This window comes from Novosphingobium ovatum (genome assembly GCF_009909235.1).
Classification (GTDB): Bacteria; Pseudomonadota; Alphaproteobacteria; order Sphingomonadales; family Sphingomonadaceae; genus Novosphingobium; species Novosphingobium ovatum.
Map to the genome: position 1 here is coordinate 794,777 of NZ_JAAAPO010000001.1, position 14,089 is coordinate 808,865.

Consider the following 14,089-nt stretch of genomic DNA (forward strand, 5'->3'; position numbering starts at 1 on the left):
CGCGTGTTTCACCTGCATTGCAATGTCTGACATGTTGCACCGCAAAAAAGCGCGGAATTGAAAACTGGCGGGCAAACAGGCTTGGTATCAGGGGCGAATGAACCTAAAACGCCTCCCCATGGACATGGAAACCCGCATCCTGATCGTCGATGACGACGAAGGCATCCGCACGCTGATTTCGGAATTTCTGGCCAAGCACGGTTTTGCCACCGCGACCGCCGCCGATCCGTTCGAAATGCGCGACCTGTTGGCGCAGGAGCATTACCACCTCATCGTGCTGGACGTGATGATGCCGCGTGAGGACGGGCTGACCGCGCTGCGCAACATGGGGCCGGACGCGCCGCCGGTGATCATGCTCTCGGCGGTGGGGACCGATGTGGATCGCATCGTCGGGCTGGAGATGGGGGCCGATGACTATCTGGCCAAACCTTGCAATCCGCGCGAACTGCTGGCCCGCATCCGCACCGTGCTGCGCCGCCGGGCGGGCACCAGCGTGGCCGTGGCGATGGCGCCGGCCAATGATGACGCGGGCAGCGGGCCCAATTCGGGCGACAATCTGATGTTTGCCGGATGGCGCATGGATCTGGGTCTGCGCATGGTGTTTGACCCCGAAGGGCGGATGATCGGTCTGTCTGATGGCGAGTTTCGCCTGCTCCGCGCCTTTGCCGAGCATCCGCGCCGGGTGCTGACCCGCGACCAACTGCTGGAATGGTCGCGCGGCGAGGAGACCGAGCATTACGACCGCGCGATCGACGTGCAGCTCTCGCGCTTGCGGCGCAAGCTGGCCACCGGGCGCGGCAGTGAGGACATCATCCGCACCGTCCGCAACGAGGGCTATTTGTTTGTCCCGTCGGTCAACCGCGAATAGGCCCGCGCAGGCGGCATGACGGTTCGAATTGGAGCGCTCTGGCCATGTGGCTGGGGCGCTCTTTTGCATGGGGTTTTGATCTGGATCAACAATTGCCGCCGATCCTGACCTAGTATGTATCACATACAAAGGAGAGGATCATACCATGGCGCATTTTCCGGCCAACCCTGGTTTTCAGGGCGCGATGCGGCCGTTGCGGTTGCAGGGCGACATTCTGGACGTGGAGATCGAAGGGGAAATCCCCGCCGATCTGGATGGCGCGTTCCATCGCGTCCACCCCGACCCGCAATTCACCCCCTATGACCCCAACGATCAGTTTTTCAACGGCGATGGCATGGTCAGCATGTTCCGCGTGAAGAACGGCAAGGTCGATTTCAAACAGCGCTATGCCCAGACCGACAAGTGGAAGATCGAGAACGCCGCCGGGCGCGCGTTGTTTGGGGCCTATCGCAACCATCTGACCGATGATCCATCCGTGGCAGGCAAGATCCGCGGCACGGCCAACACCAATGTGATGGTCCACGCCGGACGGCTCTACGCGATGAAGGAGGACAGCCCCTGCCTGTTGATGGACCCCAATACGCTGGAGACGCAGGGCTATACCCAGTTTGACGGGCGGCTGGCGGCGCAGACCTTTTGCGCGCATCCCAAGATCGACCCCAAGACCGGCAATATGTGCGCCTTTTCATACATGTCCAAAGGCTATCTGACGCTGGACATGAGCTATTTCGAGATCAGCCCCAGCGGTGAGGTGTTGTTCGAGATCCCCTTTGAAAACAAATATCTGTGCATGATGCACGACTTTGGCGTGACCGATGATTACGCCGTGTTCAACGTCATGCCCTGCATCACCAATCTGGAACGGCTGGAGAAGGGCATGCCCTATTTCGGCTTTGACCATGCCATGCCGGTGTGGCTGGCCGTGGTCCCGCGCAAGGCGGGCGCGTCGGCCAAGGACATCCGCTGGTTCAAGGCGCCCGCCAATTGCTTTACCGGCCATGTGATGAACGCGTTTCAGGACGGGACGCGCATCCATTTCGACCTGCCGATCGCGGCGAAAAACAGCTTTCCCTTTTTCCCCGATGTCACCGGCGCGCCCTTCGACCCCATCGGCGGGATGAGCTATCTGACGCGCTGGACAGTCGATCTGGCCAGCAATGGCGAGAGCTTTGACAGAATCGAGAAGCTGACCGATCAGGCCGACGAGTTCCCCCGCATCGATGACCGCTATGCCACGCAGGCCTATCGCCATGGGTGGATGCTGGTGTTTGACGTGACCAAGCCTTACGAAGGCCCGGGCGGGGCGTTCATGGCGATCACCAATTCGCTGTGCCACAAGGATCTGGCCACGGGCGCGGAACAGACGTGGTGGGCCGGCCCCCAATGCGCCATTCAGGAGCCGTGCTTTGTCCCGCGCAACGCCACCGCGCCCGAAGGCGATGGTTATGTCATCGCGCTGGTCGACAACCATGTCACCAATTACACCGAACTGTGCTTTTTCGATGCACAGCGGGTGGACGAAGGCCCATTCGCCCGCGCCAAACTGCCGGTGCGCATCCGGCAGGGGCTGCATGGCAATTGGTCCAGCGCGGCACAATTGGGGCAGGCGTAATCCGCGGCGCGGGGGCGGGCTAGCGCCTTGCCCCCGCGCTGGTAAAGCGCAAATAGGCGGCGATGGCCGCGATATCGGCATCGGACACCTCGGCGCGGCGGAACATGGGCATTGCGCCGATCCCGCCGCGCACGAACACCTGCAATGCCTCGGCCGGCAGGTCGCGGCGGGATTGCAGGGCGGCTGGCACCGCGCCCTTGTACCGCGCGGCCAGCGCCGCCGTGCCGGGCAGCATCGGCGCGCCATCATCGCCCCGGCCCGCCCCGTGGCAGGGGGCGCACCATTTGCCAAACACCGCCTGACCGCGCTGGACCGATGGCGCGGGCGCGGGCTTGGCGTATAGTGTCACCGGGGCCAAGGCGGCGATCAGCCACAGGATCGGGCGGGTCATGCGCTGGTCCTCCCATCGCGAGATTCTCGGTAACGGCGGGGCCAGATGCCGCCCCGGCCCGGCGCGATAATGCCCTGTGGGTCGATCGCGTCCTTCATGCTTTCCAGCATCCGGCGCAGCGCGTGGTCGCCAAAGCTGTAGGTGTCGGCCACCGCATCCTGATAGATCGGCGCGGCGCGATAATCGCCCCAGCCATGCTTGGCCGCCACCTCCACCGCTTTGCGCATGGCGCGGTCGACCATGGCGTTATGGGCGGGGTCATCGCGTTTGACCGATGGCGCGAACACCATCTGGAACGCGAACGTGTGCCAGTACAGCGGCGCCGTCACCGCGCTGAAAAAGGGCGGCAGGGGGAATTCGCGCAGCGCGTCGCACATCACCCGCTGCATGTCGAAACAGGCCTCACCCGAACGCGGCAGGACCGGGAAAAAGCCGACATGGCCATTGTCGCGCACGATTTTCCAGATGCCCAGCGACGGCACCCCCATCGCGCCATTGCGGCGGATCAGGCTGTGATAGGGCTGGGTGGTGTTGGCCAGTTGGTCGGGCGTGGGCGGCAGGGAGAAGTGCTCGCCAGCCACCGCTTTCGCGCCGGGGATGGCGCTGCAGATGCGGTCGCGGGCATAGGCCCATTGCGCCGCCGTTGCCGCCTCTGGCCCATAGAATTGCAGTTCCACCTGCCAACTGGGCAGGCCCGCCGCGCTGGCCGCCGCGTCCAGATCGGTGTCGGACGCGCCGCCCGGTTTGGTTGCCAGCGCCAGGAAATCGGGCCGCCCCATCAAGCTGGCCAGCGGCGACCCATACACCGCCTCGCCCACCATGAAGCTGTCGGACAGATAGTTCACGTGATCGACCAGCGCGACAAAATCGCGCCGGCGCGGCACGGTGATCAGGCCTGACCGGTAATGTTCGGGCGCGGGCATCAGGCGAAAGCCCATCTTGGTCACGATGCCGAAATTGCCCTGTGCGAACAGGCCCGCCGGGTCCGGGCCAAAGCCGTATTTGTATTCCTGCCAGCTTTGCGATCCGGGCAGGGCGCCCATGCCGGTGCGCACCACTTCGCCATTGGGCAGGACGGCCTCGATCCCGCAATGGGCGCCGAAATGGTCGCGGAAATGGCCCATGGTATAGCCCACCCCGCGTTCCAGCGCATTGCCCACCGGGCTGCCCCAGCCCGGATCGGGGCAGTCGATCCACACCTTGGCCCCGCGTTCCTGCACCGCGCGGTACAGGTCGAAATAGGACACGCCCGGTTCAACCAGGGCAAAGTGGCGCTGGTCATTCACCTCGATCACGCGGTCCATGCGTTTCAGGTCAACGACGATGCTGCCGTTGACGTTGGGCGATGGCCCGCCATAGCCGAAATTCTTGCCCGTGGAGATCGGGAACAGCGGGATGCCATAGCGCGCGGCGATGCGCACCACCGATTGCACCTGCGCGACATCAGCGGGCGCGACGGCCGCGCCCGCGCGCCGTTCGCGGGCGGTGTCCCATACGGGGGAAAAGGAATCGCGGTATGGCCCCAGATCATCATCCGAGGAAAACACCCAGTCCGCGCCCAGCGCGGTGGCCATTTGCGACAGGGCGGCGGCAAAATCGGCGGCGGAGACGCCGGGGGGAAGCACGGCCATCGGTGTTATCCTGCGATCGAGGGATGGGCGGGCGCGATCACCCATTGCGTGGCACCGGCCGACAGCGGGCGGCGGCTGACCACGGCGCGGTGGCGGGTGCGGGCCAGTTGTTCCAGTACGAACAATGTGTCGGCCCCGGTGATCCCGCCCAGCACAAAGCCCGGCCGCCGCCAGCGCGGGTCCAGCCGGTGATACCATAGCGCGGTGATATCGCCATCAAACGGCAGCACCGGCGCGTCCGATCGAGGCAAGGCGCCGGGCCACACGCGCCGGTCGATCACATGCGCGTCGATCAACACACCGGGGGCGATGGCGGCCCATGCGGGCGCGCTGCTCAGCGCCGGGATCAGCCCCAGCGCGCCGCCCTTCAGCACGGCGCGGCGGTGGGTCAGCAGGGGGGTATGGCTCATTTGCGGGCTCCCTTGGCGTGGGGGCGGGGGGACAGATAGGCGCCCAGATCGGCCAGTTGCGGATCGGAAATCTCGGTCTTGCGGAAAGGGGCCATCAGGCTGATGCCGGCCCGCACGTACAGCGCCACCATGTCGGGCGTCAGATCGCTGCGGCGTTCCAGTTCGGGCGGCAATTGGCCATTATATTTGGCCGCCAGCGCCGCCGTGCCGGGGTGGCGCATCCCCGGCGCGTGGCAGGGGGCGCACCATTTGGCAAATACCGCCGCGCCCTTGGCCGGATCGGGCCGGGGGGCGGGGCGTTCTGTGGCGGCGGTGGCGGGGGTGGCCATGGCGAGCGCCGCGATTAATGTCAGCACGCGCATCACTTGCGCCCTCCCTGTTCGCGCAGGCGTTTGGGCCATACGCCATAGCGCCCGACGGACAGGATGCCGTTAGGGTCCAGCGCGTCCTTGATGCGCTCATTCACCCGGCGGACGATGTGGTTGTTATAGCTGTAGGTGTCCATCACCGCGTCGTGGAAGGCGGGCGCGGTGCGGTATTCGCCCCAGCCGTGATCGGCGCAAACGCGGATCAGCTCCTTGACCGCGGCGCGCAGGTGCTGGTTGCGGGCGGGGTCCTTGTGCACGGGGATGGCCATCACCAGAATGAACGCGCGCCACCAACTGCTGACCGGCGGGCTGAACAACAGCACCGGAATGTCCAGCCGCTGGCACGTCTGGCGGATGATGCGGTTGGCCGCGATAAAGCCTTCGCCGGTGCGCGGGATGATGGGCGAAAACCAGAAATGGCCGTCGGTGGGGTTGGGGTTATGGGCGCTGCGGGCCCCCATGGCGAACATCTCCAGACTGGGGATGCCAAAGCTGGGCTTGTGGATGCGCTCCATGTCAGCGGGCGAGAGCGGCAGTTTGACCAGCGCGTGTTCGGTGAAACTGGCGGTGGGGAAACGGCTTTTTGCATAGGCCCATTGGGCGCGGATCACCTGTTCCGGGCCATAAAAGGTCAGCCGCGCCGACCAGCAGGGCAGGCCGGTCTCGCGCGCCAGACGGTCCATCTCGGCGCCTTCGGGGATTTCGGGGAAGTCCAGCGGGTTCTTGCCACCCCGGAACAATACGGGCGAGGATATGCCCGGCATCCCGTTGAAGATATTGGCGTTCTCCAATTCCCCAATGGTGTCGACCAGCATCGGCAGATCGTCATAGCGCGGCAGGTTGATGCTGGCGGTGAAATAGGCCTCGGGCTGGGGGAACAGCCAGAAACCCATCTTGGTCGTGATGCCCAGCGTGGATTGTTTGAACAAGCCGTCCAGATAGGGACCAAAGCCATAGCGGTATTGCTGCCACGTCTGCGCGCCGGGCAAGGCGCCCATGCCGGTGCGCAGGATCTCGCCATCGGCCAGCACCACTTCCATGCCGCAATGGGCCTCGAAATGGTTGCGATAGGGGTTGGCGGTATAGCCCCCGCCAAAATCCAGCGCATTGCCGATCATGCTGCCCCAGCCCGGATCGGGCACGTCGATCCACAGCCGCGATCCGCGCGATTGCAGGTGGCGGTACATGTCGAAATAGGACACGCCGGGCTCGACAATGCACGAGCCGTTGCGCTCATCCACCTCGATCACGCGGTCCATGCGTTTGAGGTCCAGCACCACGCTGCCGGAATAGGCCGGGGCGCTGCCGCCGTAACCCAGATTGCGCCCGGTGCTGATCGGATAGAGCGGCACGCCGCGCGCGTTGCAGGCGCGGGTGACGGCCTGCACCTGCTCGACAGTGGCCGGGGCAACGGCGGCGCTGGCCAGCCGCTCCTCGGGCTCGTCCCAGAACAGCGAATAGGCGTCGCGGTACAGCGCCGTGTCGGCAGGTGTGGTGAATACCCATTCATCCCCCACCGCCGCGCGGATCTCGCGCAGGGCATCGTCAAACACGGCGGCCGTTAGACCGGGTGGGGTGGTCATGCTGGTATCCTCTCGATCGGCGCTGATCGCGTCTTACACAAACGTGTAAAACGGCGCGGCGGCATGGTCAAGCCTGCCCTCCCTCCCGTTTGACCTGCCGCGCCGATTTGTTAGGAGTGGCCCATGGATGCGACCCCACCCGCCGATACCGCGCCTGTTGACGTAACGCCCAACACTGCCGCCCACACCCGCCATCGCCTGTTGCTGGCCGCCGAGCGGTTGGTGGTGGGCGAGGGCGTCCATGCCCTGTCGGTGCGGCGGATCGCCAATGCGGCGCAGGTCAATTCGGCGCTGATCCGCTATCACTTTGGCGGGACGGACGGGCTGTTGCGCGATCTGGCGCTGCGCAATGCGGCGCGGATTGCCGATGCGCGGCTGGCCTTGCTGGAGGATGCGGCGGGGTTTGACGCGGCCGTGGACGCGCTGGTCCTGCCGCTGTGGACCGAAGCGGCGATGTCGCCCGAATACCGGGCCATTGTCGTGCTGGACGAGATGTTTTCGCGCGCCGCGCCCGGCCTGCACCGCGAGATCTGGGCGGTGTTTGCCGATGGTGTGGCGCGCGTGGGGGCGGCCTTGGCGGCCTGTCTGCCCGATGTTGAGCCTGAGACGTTGAACTGGCGCATCCGCTTTGTCACGGCCGCCGCGCTGGACATTCCGCCCCGCTCGACGCGCATGGGTGAGGGCGGGCAGGATGGTGACGCGGAGCGGCTGGCCTCGCGCCGGGCGGACCGGGGCGAGCGGCTGGCGCAGTTCCGCCGCTTTGCCGCCCATGCCCTGCGGGGATGAAATCTGGCTTCATTGTTAGCGTTACCAGTTTTGCTTGACCACCTCCGACAGCGATGTCAGACAGGGCGCCAATCAGAGGCAGGGCCATGCGGCCCATTTCATCGCCCGATCCTTGGAGGAGCCCAGCATGACTTTGAAAACGCCTGAACTGTCGCGGCGTAACGCGTTGAAACTGGCCGGAACGGCTGCGGTTGCGGCTTCTGCGTCCGCAGGCGTTGGCGCGGGCGTGGCACAGGCCGCCCCCAGCGTGCCTGCCGTTCCGCGTGGGGCCGCAGGGCCGCTGTGGTTTGCCACCAGCGAGAACAACGCATGGACGCAGCGCGCGGTGCCCGCGTTGAGCGCGGCCGATTCGGTTGGCTTGTTTGAACGCGATGTCGCCCTAGATCTGGCCAAGCCGCAGCAGACGATCGCCGGTTTTGGCGCGGCTTTCAGTGAAAAGAGCTGGGACGCGCTGGCGCTGCTCTCGCCGGCCGATCGGGCGCGGGCGATGGAGTTGCTGTTCGGGCAGGATGGCTGTGCGTTCTCGATGTGCCGCACGCCGATGGGGGCCAGCGATTTTGCCCGCCAATGGTATTCGTACAACGAAACGCCGGGCGATTTTGCCATGGCCAAATTCTCGGTCGCCAATGACCGTCAGACGCTGATCCCCTTCATGCAGGCGGCCAAGGCGCTCAATCCGGATCTGCGCATGTGGGCCTCGCCATGGTCGCCGCCCAGCTGGATGAAAAAGGGCGGGCATTACGCGATGGCGCCCGCATGGCCGGGGGCGCCGTCGAACGGGATCAAGCCGGAACAGGTGGGCGCCGAAGGCACCGACCAGTTCATTCAGGAAGAGCGCTATTTCGCCGCCTATGCCCTGTATTTCCGCCGCTATGTCGAGGAATACGCCAAGGCCGGCATCCGCATCGACACGGTGATGCCGCAAAACGAGTTCAACTCGGCCCAGCCGTTCCCGTCCTGCTGCTGGACGCCGCAGGGACTGGCGCGGTTCCTGCCGCATCTGGGCCGCGAGATGGACAAGCTGGGCACCAAGGTGTTCTTTGGCACGCTGGAGCGCAACAACCCCGCGCTGTTCGAGGCGGTGATGGCCGATCCGGCCGCGGCCGCCGTGGTCAAGGGGATCGGCGTGCAATGGGCGGGCAAGGGCACTTTGCCGCATCTGGCGCGCCGTTTCCCCAACGTCGAACTGTGGGGCAGCGAGCAGGAATGCGGCACGGGGACCAATGACTGGCGCTACGCCCGCTACAACTGGAACACGATGAAGCGCTATTTTGAACATGGCGCCAGCGCGTGGACCTATTGGAACATTGCGCTGACCGCCGGGGGCATGTCGAACTGGGGCTGGGCTCAGAACAGCCTGATCGTGGTGGACCCGGCCACCCGCGCCTTCCGCGTGACGCAGGACTATTGGTTGATGCGCCATCTGGCGGCCTATGTCCGGCCCGGCGCGCGCATGGTGCCGGCCAACAATTTCATGGGCTTTGACGACCAGATGGTCTTCCGCAATCCCGATGGGTCGCTGGTGCTGCTGGCCAATAACGCATTGGGGTCGGCGCAGAAGGTGCGCTATACGTGGAATGGCAAAATGTTGGCGCTGGAACTGCCGGCTGACTCGCTGTCCACCGTGGTGCTGCCGGCCGCGATGCTGGCCTGATAGTCTGCGCTTGCGCATCGCCGCGCGGGCTGTCAGCCTGCGCGGCGATGCGTACCACCGACACATTGGCCCCCCCGATCACCGTCCCTGCTGGCACAGTGCTGTTCCGCGCCGGGCAGGACTGCACCGGCTTTGTCGTGGTGCGCGATGGTGTGGTGCGCGTGACGCTGACGGGTGAAAGCGGGCGCGAGATCGTGCTGTACCGCGTGGCGCCCGGCGACATCTGTTTGCAGACCTTTGGCTGTCTGGTGGATGGCACGCCCTATGCCGCGCAGGGGGTGGCCGAAACCGCCCTGACGATCGAGATCCTGCCGCCCGCCCGTTTCCATGCGCTGGTGGCACAGGACGCCGATTTCCGCGCCCGCCTGTTTGGCGCGGTGGCGCGGCGCTTTGCCGATATGGAGCGGTTGGTCGAGGAAGTGGCGCTGACCGGCATTCCGGCGCGGCTGGCACGCGCGCTGTTGCGACTGGCTGATGGCGGGGCGCAGGTAGATGTGACGCATGAAACATTGGCCAGCGAGATCGGCTCCGCGCGTGAGGTGGTCAGCCGCCAATTGTCCGTCTGGGCGCGCGGCGGCCTGATCGAAAGCGGGCGCGGGCATTTGGGCCTGACCAACCCGGCCGCCCTGCGTCAGATCGCCGAGGCGGGGTGAATTTTTGCCCACGCCGCCGGTTTGCGTGACCATGTCACAGACCGACTCGTGGCGGGCGTCTACACCGGGTCCATCGAAATCAATCGGAGGGACCCAAGATGCCGACCAATGAAGGAACCATCGACCGCGCGCTGCGCGTCATTGCCGGGCTGGTGCTGATCGCGCTGGTGTTTGTCGGGCCACAGACGCCGTGGGGCTGGGTGGGCGTGGTGCCGCTGCTGACCGGGCTGATGGGCTTTTGCCCGCTGTATACGGTGCTGGGGCTGAACACCTGCCCGCGCGGTTGATCCGCGTGGCATGACGGGGGGCGGGGCGTTTGTCGCGCCCTTGCCCCCCGGTTGCGTTACAGGTGCATGCCGCCTGATGCCTCGATTACCTGGCCGGTCATCCACGCGCCATCGGGGCCGCACAGCATGGCGATGATGCGGGCGACGTCCTCGGGCTGGCCCACGCGCTTTAACGCGGCCATGCTGGCCAGATAATCCAACGTGGCCGGATCATTGAACAGATCGGGGGCGAAATCGGTGATCGTCGCGCCGGGGGCGACCGCGTTCACCGTGATCCCGCGCGGCCCCAGTTCCTGCGCCAGCGAGACCGAGAAGTGGTTGATGGCCGCCTTGCTCATCGCATAGGCGAGGCAGGAGGGGTATGCCGCCTGCGCCACCATCGAGGAGATGTTGACGATCCGCCCGCCATCGCGCAGCCGGGACAGGGCGGCGCGGGTGACAAAGAACGGGCCTTTGGCATTCACGTCCATCTGGCGGTCGAAACAGGCCTCGTCCGTGTCGGCCAGCGCGGCCATGGTGCCGATCCCGGCGTTGTTGATCAGAATGTCCAGCCCATCGGTCTGCGCGTCAAAGGCGGTGAACATCGCCTCGATCGCGGGCAAATGGCCCACATCGCCCGCCAGCGCAAAGGCCTGGCCGCCCGCATCGCGGATCTGGGCGACAACGGCCTGCGCTTCGGCCTCGCCGCTGCGATAGCCCACCGCCACCCGCGCGCCATCCGCGCCCAGCCGCAGCGCCACCGCCCGGCCAATCCCGCGCGAGGCGCCTGTTACCAATGCGGTCTTGCCGCTCAGGGGTTTGTGCATTGTCTCTCTCCCGGATGTGTGTGGTTATTGGCTGTCCGTGCTGAGCAATTCGGGCAGCATGGAGGTGTCGTCCAGCGATTGCAGCGGCGGCACATGGCCACCCATCGCGGTGTACAGGCGGATGGGATCGCAAAATTCGGTAAAGCGCGCCACGCGCCCGTCGCGAATCGTGAAACGCGCCAGATATTCATTGCTGTAGGCCACGCCCGAACGCAGCATCATCGCGCTGCGATAGGTGGCGATGACCTGGTTGGGGTCATGGGCCAGCGTGTCGAGCGCGATGTCATACAGGCCTTCGGGGCCGTCGATCATCACCGTGCTGGCCTGGCGCAAGACCTCGACATAGCGGTCGCGGCCGTGGGTGGTGCGTTCAAAGCCGGGCGGGCAGAATGGCACGTCAAACACCACATCGGGCGTCGACAGCGCGGTGATCACGTCCAGTTTCCAGAAATTCACCGCATCCAGATAGGCGCGCGCCAGTTCGCAATTGGCGGCGCGCAGGGCTGTGGTCTCGGGCATGGGCCTCTCCTGCGTGGCTGTTTGACGCAGGGGTGACAGTGGGGGCGGCCGTGGGCAAGGCTGACAAATGACAGGTGTCAGAAATAAACCGCGCGGCCACGGCGCCGATGGCCAAACAGGCAAAGGGGCGAGCGGCACAATGCCTTCGCCCTGTCTGCGCACTGTCATCTATGGGGAGTACCGAGCGAGGCGTCACCACCGATCCCCATGGGGGGAAGTGGTGCCCGGAGGCGGATTCGAACCACCGACACGCGGATTTTCAATCCGCTGCTCTACCAACTGAGCTATCCGGGCATCGCGTCTGGCAGGAGGTTTTCGCTGCCACCGTCGTTGCGGTCCGGCGCCTATGGCCAAGCGAAACGATCTTGGCAAGACAAAAATACCGCCTGTGGACAACTTATTCGTCAGGCCGGGGGCTATCCTCTTCCTCGGCCGGGCCGGCGGGCAGGGCGTAACCGTCCGACAGCCATTGCACCAGGTCCTTGTCCCGGCAACGGGTTGAGCAAAAAGGAGAATGGGCCTGAACGCGGGGGCGGCCACAGATCGGGCATTTGCGGGTGGAGGTCTGGGTCATCGCGCCACGGCCTGCGCGAAACCGCCGGCCAGCGCAAGCGAATCGTCCAGCCGCCAGTCCAGCGCCCGCCCGCTGCGCCGGGCAAGGTCGGCCTCCCACGCAGGCGTGATGCGCGCGCGCAGGGCGGGGGGGCAGGTGATCAACAGCACGCCTGCGCCCTCTACCCTTTCGGCGCGGCGCAGCAGCATCCGCGCCGCCGCGCCCAGCGGGTCACGCCGCATCCGCGCGGGCAGCGAAGGGCGCTCCATCCGCGCGACAATCTGGACAAAGCCAAAGCCGTTCATCGCCGTGCGTTCATGGACATAGGGCAGCGCCCCTTCCAGCAGGGCGGCGGCCAAAGTCGCGTCCACCGCCTGCCGGTCGGCCTTGGCCTCCAGCGTGGGGAAATCGATGCCGATGGACCCGGCCAGATCCAGCCTCAGAATCGCCTCTGCCGCGGCCTGTGCCGCCGCCAGCGCCAGCGCGCGCGGGGGCAATGCGCCATCGACATCAATCAGCGTCATGGCGGGCGTGGGCGACACGATCAGGCTGCCTCCGGCAAAACCGATCTGGCCCGAGAGCGCGTCGTCCCACACGCCTTCCCACAGGCCGGCGGGCATGTGGTGGACCACGCGCACCGGCAGGCCGGTGGCGCGCAATTGCTCGGCCAGAGGCGGGGCGGGGGCCAGCGGGTCATCGGTCGGGCGGGTGTGGGCCTGTTTCAACCGGCCGGTTTCGGCAATCGCCTCACGCGTGATGCGGACGCGAATCGGCGCGCCTTCGCTGGCCTCTCTGGGCAACTGGTCGACCAGCGCCTCCTGACCATCCTCCAGCCGCACCACGCCGCGCCGCGCACCGCCCGCGCGGTGGATCAGCCGCGCCTGCACCACCGCGCCCGCGCGCGCCGCGCCGCCGGTGTCGGGCCAGTCCAGCCGCGCCGCGATCGGTTCGCCATAACAGGGGGCGCCATTGGTGATGCCGTCCTGCGGCACCAGAACGGCGCGGGTTTCGCCAATGCCGTCCTCGACCAGCCAGACGGGGCCAGCAAGGTGGGGGGCAGCGGGCGGGGCCATCAGCCCAAAGGCATCCCGGCGGCGCGTAACAGCGCCCGCGTTTCGTACAAAGGCAGGCCCATCACACCCGAATGGCTGCCGTCGATCCGGCGGATCAACGCCTCGGCCGCGCCCTGAATGGCATAGCCGCCCGCCTTGCCCAGCCCTTCACCACAGGCGACATAGGCCTCGATCTCGGCCGTGCTCAGCGGTTTGAAGATGACGATGGTTTGCGACAGGCGGGCGCGGGCGTGGCCATTGGCATCGATCACACAGACCGACGATATGCATTGATGCCGCCGCCCGGAAATCAGCCGCAGCATGGCGCGCTGTTCCTCGGGCGTTTCCGCCTTGGACAGGATGCGGCGACCCACGGCCACCGTGGTGTCGCCCGCCAGCACAATCTCGCCCGCCGCCAAAGGCACCGCGCGCGCCTTTTCCTGCGCCAGACGCAGGGCATAGGCGCGGGGGTTTTCGCCCGGCAGCGGGGTTTCGTCGATATCGGGGCTGGCGATGCGAGTGGGCTCAACGCCCAAACGCCCCAACAGCTCGCGCCGCCGGGGCGAAGAAGAAGCCAGCACCAGCGCCGTGGCGCCAGAGGTGGTCATCTTGCTCAGTAGCTCGGCCCGCCGCGACCCGGCATGAAGCGGTAGGTGATGCGACCCTTGGTCAGGTCATAGGGCGTCAGCTCGACCAGCACCTCGTCGCCCACCAGCACGCGGATGCGGTTCTTGCGCATCTTGCCGGCGGTGTGGCCCAGGATCTCGTGATCGTTCTCCAGCCGCACGCGAAACATCGCGTTGGGCAGCAGTTCGACCACTTGGCCGCGCATTTCAAGGAGTTCTTCTTTAGCCATCCGGTTTATCGGTGTCCGTATAAAAATTGCGGGAATTGGCGGTGTTCTCAGGCGCGCCCA

The 14,089-nt window shown here is 66.1% G+C and carries 17 protein-coding genes and 1 tRNA gene; 6 read left to right on the forward strand and 12 right to left on the reverse strand.

Translation table 11 applies throughout. From position 1 onward, the window contains the following. The first annotated feature begins 118 nt into the window (after positions 1-118). Together GTZ99_RS03615 and GTZ99_RS03620 are read left to right on the forward strand one after the other, a co-directional pair. Positions 119-868, forward strand: a complete 750-nt coding sequence (locus GTZ99_RS03615) for a response regulator (protein WP_161716890.1) — start codon at positions 119-121, stop codon at positions 866-868. Between the two features lie 145 nt (positions 869-1,013). Then, entirely contained in the window at positions 1,014-2,480 is a 1,467-nt protein-coding gene (locus tag GTZ99_RS03620) for a carotenoid oxygenase family protein (protein ID WP_161716891.1), read from the forward strand. Between the two features lie 19 nt (positions 2,481-2,499). Here the strand turns inward: GTZ99_RS03620 and GTZ99_RS03625 are convergent, their stop codons facing one another. From GTZ99_RS03625 to GTZ99_RS03645, 5 genes are read right to left on the reverse strand one after another with little or no spacing between them, the layout of a single operon-like run. After that, on the reverse strand, positions 2,500-2,871 hold the full coding sequence (locus GTZ99_RS03625) for a c-type cytochrome (RefSeq protein ID WP_161716892.1): 372 nt from the start codon (positions 2,869-2,871) through the stop codon (positions 2,500-2,502). Continuing rightward, positions 2,868-4,502, reverse strand: coding sequence for an FAD-binding oxidoreductase (locus GTZ99_RS03630; RefSeq protein ID WP_161716893.1), 1,635 nt, complete (start codon positions 4,500-4,502; stop codon positions 2,868-2,870). Before GTZ99_RS03630 ends, GTZ99_RS03625 begins: the two co-directional genes overlap by 4 nt. Positions 4,503-4,507: 5 nt before the next feature. Then, complete coding sequence (locus GTZ99_RS03635; protein ID WP_161716894.1) at positions 4,508-4,912, reverse strand: hypothetical protein; 405 nt, start codon at positions 4,910-4,912, stop codon at positions 4,508-4,510. Next, a complete protein-coding gene (locus tag GTZ99_RS03640) occupies positions 4,909-5,274 on the reverse strand; it encodes a c-type cytochrome (RefSeq protein WP_227711094.1) in 366 nt (121 codons plus the stop codon). The genes GTZ99_RS03635 and GTZ99_RS03640 overlap by 4 nt, the downstream gene beginning before the upstream one ends. Further along, positions 5,274-6,863: an FAD-binding oxidoreductase gene (locus GTZ99_RS03645; protein ID WP_161716895.1), complete on the reverse strand. Its 1,590-nt coding sequence runs from the start codon at positions 6,861-6,863 to the stop codon at positions 5,274-5,276. The genes GTZ99_RS03640 and GTZ99_RS03645 overlap by 1 nt, the downstream gene beginning before the upstream one ends. Before the next feature lie 123 nt (positions 6,864-6,986). Here GTZ99_RS03645 and GTZ99_RS03650 point away from each other — a divergent pair, with 123 nt between their 5' ends. From GTZ99_RS03650 to GTZ99_RS03665, 4 genes are all read left to right on the forward strand, one after another. Then, positions 6,987-7,649, forward strand: a complete 663-nt coding sequence (locus GTZ99_RS03650) for a TetR family transcriptional regulator (protein WP_161716896.1) — start codon at positions 6,987-6,989, stop codon at positions 7,647-7,649. Positions 7,650-7,776: 127 nt separating this feature from the next. Then, positions 7,777-9,303, forward strand: a complete 1,527-nt coding sequence (locus GTZ99_RS03655) for a glycoside hydrolase family 30 protein (RefSeq protein WP_161716897.1) — start codon at positions 7,777-7,779, stop codon at positions 9,301-9,303. Positions 9,304-9,350: 47 nt separating this feature from the next. Further along, positions 9,351-9,956 (forward strand): Crp/Fnr family transcriptional regulator, encoded by a 606-nt coding sequence (locus GTZ99_RS03660; protein WP_161716898.1) that lies wholly within the window; start codon positions 9,351-9,353, stop codon positions 9,954-9,956. A 98-nt stretch (positions 9,957-10,054) separates the two neighbouring features. Then, on the forward strand, positions 10,055-10,243 hold the full coding sequence (locus GTZ99_RS03665; RefSeq protein WP_161716899.1) for a YgaP family membrane protein: 189 nt from the start codon (positions 10,055-10,057) through the stop codon (positions 10,241-10,243). Between the two features lie 56 nt (positions 10,244-10,299). On the opposite strand, the gene GTZ99_RS03670 is transcribed toward GTZ99_RS03665, so the two are convergent. The 7 genes from GTZ99_RS03670 to infA form a co-directional block, all read right to left on the reverse strand. After that, complete coding sequence (locus GTZ99_RS03670; protein ID WP_161716900.1) at positions 10,300-11,049, reverse strand: SDR family oxidoreductase; 750 nt, start codon at positions 11,047-11,049, stop codon at positions 10,300-10,302. A 24-nt stretch (positions 11,050-11,073) separates the two neighbouring features. Next, on the reverse strand, positions 11,074-11,568 hold the full coding sequence (locus tag GTZ99_RS03675; protein WP_161716901.1) for a nuclear transport factor 2 family protein: 495 nt from the start codon (positions 11,566-11,568) through the stop codon (positions 11,074-11,076). A gap of 218 nt (positions 11,569-11,786) precedes the next feature. After that, positions 11,787-11,862: transfer RNA gene (locus GTZ99_RS03680), tRNA-Phe, on the reverse strand. A 103-nt stretch (positions 11,863-11,965) separates the two neighbouring features. Further along, a complete protein-coding gene (gene yacG / locus GTZ99_RS03685) occupies positions 11,966-12,142 on the reverse strand; it encodes a DNA gyrase inhibitor YacG (protein ID WP_161716902.1) in 177 nt (58 codons plus the stop codon). After that, the gene (locus tag GTZ99_RS03690) at positions 12,139-13,194 is read right to left on the reverse strand and encodes a ribonuclease (RefSeq protein WP_161716903.1); all 1,056 of its coding nucleotides are present in this window, start codon (positions 13,192-13,194) and stop codon (positions 12,139-12,141) included. The genes yacG and GTZ99_RS03690 overlap by 4 nt, the downstream gene beginning before the upstream one ends. Beyond that, the gene (locus tag GTZ99_RS03695; protein ID WP_161716904.1) at positions 13,194-13,781 is read right to left on the reverse strand and encodes a Maf family protein; all 588 of its coding nucleotides are present in this window, start codon (positions 13,779-13,781) and stop codon (positions 13,194-13,196) included. Before GTZ99_RS03695 ends, GTZ99_RS03690 begins: the two co-directional genes overlap by 1 nt. A gap of 5 nt (positions 13,782-13,786) precedes the next feature. Further along, complete coding sequence (gene infA, locus GTZ99_RS03700) at positions 13,787-14,029, reverse strand: translation initiation factor IF-1 (RefSeq protein ID WP_161716905.1); 243 nt, start codon at positions 14,027-14,029, stop codon at positions 13,787-13,789. Positions 14,030-14,089 lie beyond the last annotated feature (60 nt).

Bases quoted from the DNA above. Each gene is read 5' to 3' on its own strand.
- GTZ99_RS03660 (WP_161716898.1), top strand. From the start codon at position 9,351: ATGCGTACCACCGACACATTGGCCCCCCCGATCACCGTCCCTGCTGGC.
- GTZ99_RS03650 (WP_161716896.1), top strand. From the start codon at position 6,987: ATGGATGCGACCCCACCCGCCGATACCGCGCCTGTTGACGTAACGCCC.
- GTZ99_RS03675 (WP_161716901.1), bottom strand. From the start codon at position 11,568: ATGCCCGAGACCACAGCCCTGCGCGCCGCCAATTGCGAACTGGCGCGC.
- GTZ99_RS03690 (WP_161716903.1), bottom strand. From the start codon at position 13,194: ATGGCCCCGCCCGCTGCCCCCCACCTTGCTGGCCCCGTCTGGCTGGTC.
- GTZ99_RS03665 (WP_161716899.1), top strand. From the start codon at position 10,055: ATGCCGACCAATGAAGGAACCATCGACCGCGCGCTGCGCGTCATTGCC.
- GTZ99_RS03640 (WP_227711094.1), bottom strand. From the start codon at position 5,274: ATGCGCGTGCTGACATTAATCGCGGCGCTCGCCATGGCCACCCCCGCC.
- GTZ99_RS03695 (WP_161716904.1), bottom strand. From the start codon at position 13,781: ATGACCACCTCTGGCGCCACGGCGCTGGTGCTGGCTTCTTCTTCGCCC.
- GTZ99_RS03625 (WP_161716892.1), bottom strand. From the start codon at position 2,871: ATGACCCGCCCGATCCTGTGGCTGATCGCCGCCTTGGCCCCGGTGACA.
- yacG (WP_161716902.1), bottom strand. From the start codon at position 12,142: ATGACCCAGACCTCCACCCGCAAATGCCCGATCTGTGGCCGCCCCCGC.
- GTZ99_RS03655 (WP_161716897.1), top strand. From the start codon at position 7,777: ATGACTTTGAAAACGCCTGAACTGTCGCGGCGTAACGCGTTGAAACTG.
- GTZ99_RS03630 (WP_161716893.1), bottom strand. From the start codon at position 4,502: ATGGCCGTGCTTCCCCCCGGCGTCTCCGCCGCCGATTTTGCCGCCGCC.
- GTZ99_RS03615 (WP_161716890.1), top strand. From the start codon at position 119: ATGGACATGGAAACCCGCATCCTGATCGTCGATGACGACGAAGGCATC.
- infA (WP_161716905.1), bottom strand. From the start codon at position 14,029: ATGGCTAAAGAAGAACTCCTTGAAATGCGCGGCCAAGTGGTCGAACTG.
- GTZ99_RS03645 (WP_161716895.1), bottom strand. From the start codon at position 6,863: ATGACCACCCCACCCGGTCTAACGGCCGCCGTGTTTGACGATGCCCTG.
- GTZ99_RS03670 (WP_161716900.1), bottom strand. From the start codon at position 11,049: ATGCACAAACCCCTGAGCGGCAAGACCGCATTGGTAACAGGCGCCTCG.
- GTZ99_RS03635 (WP_161716894.1), bottom strand. From the start codon at position 4,912: ATGAGCCATACCCCCCTGCTGACCCACCGCCGCGCCGTGCTGAAGGGC.
- GTZ99_RS03620 (WP_161716891.1), top strand. From the start codon at position 1,014: ATGGCGCATTTTCCGGCCAACCCTGGTTTTCAGGGCGCGATGCGGCCG.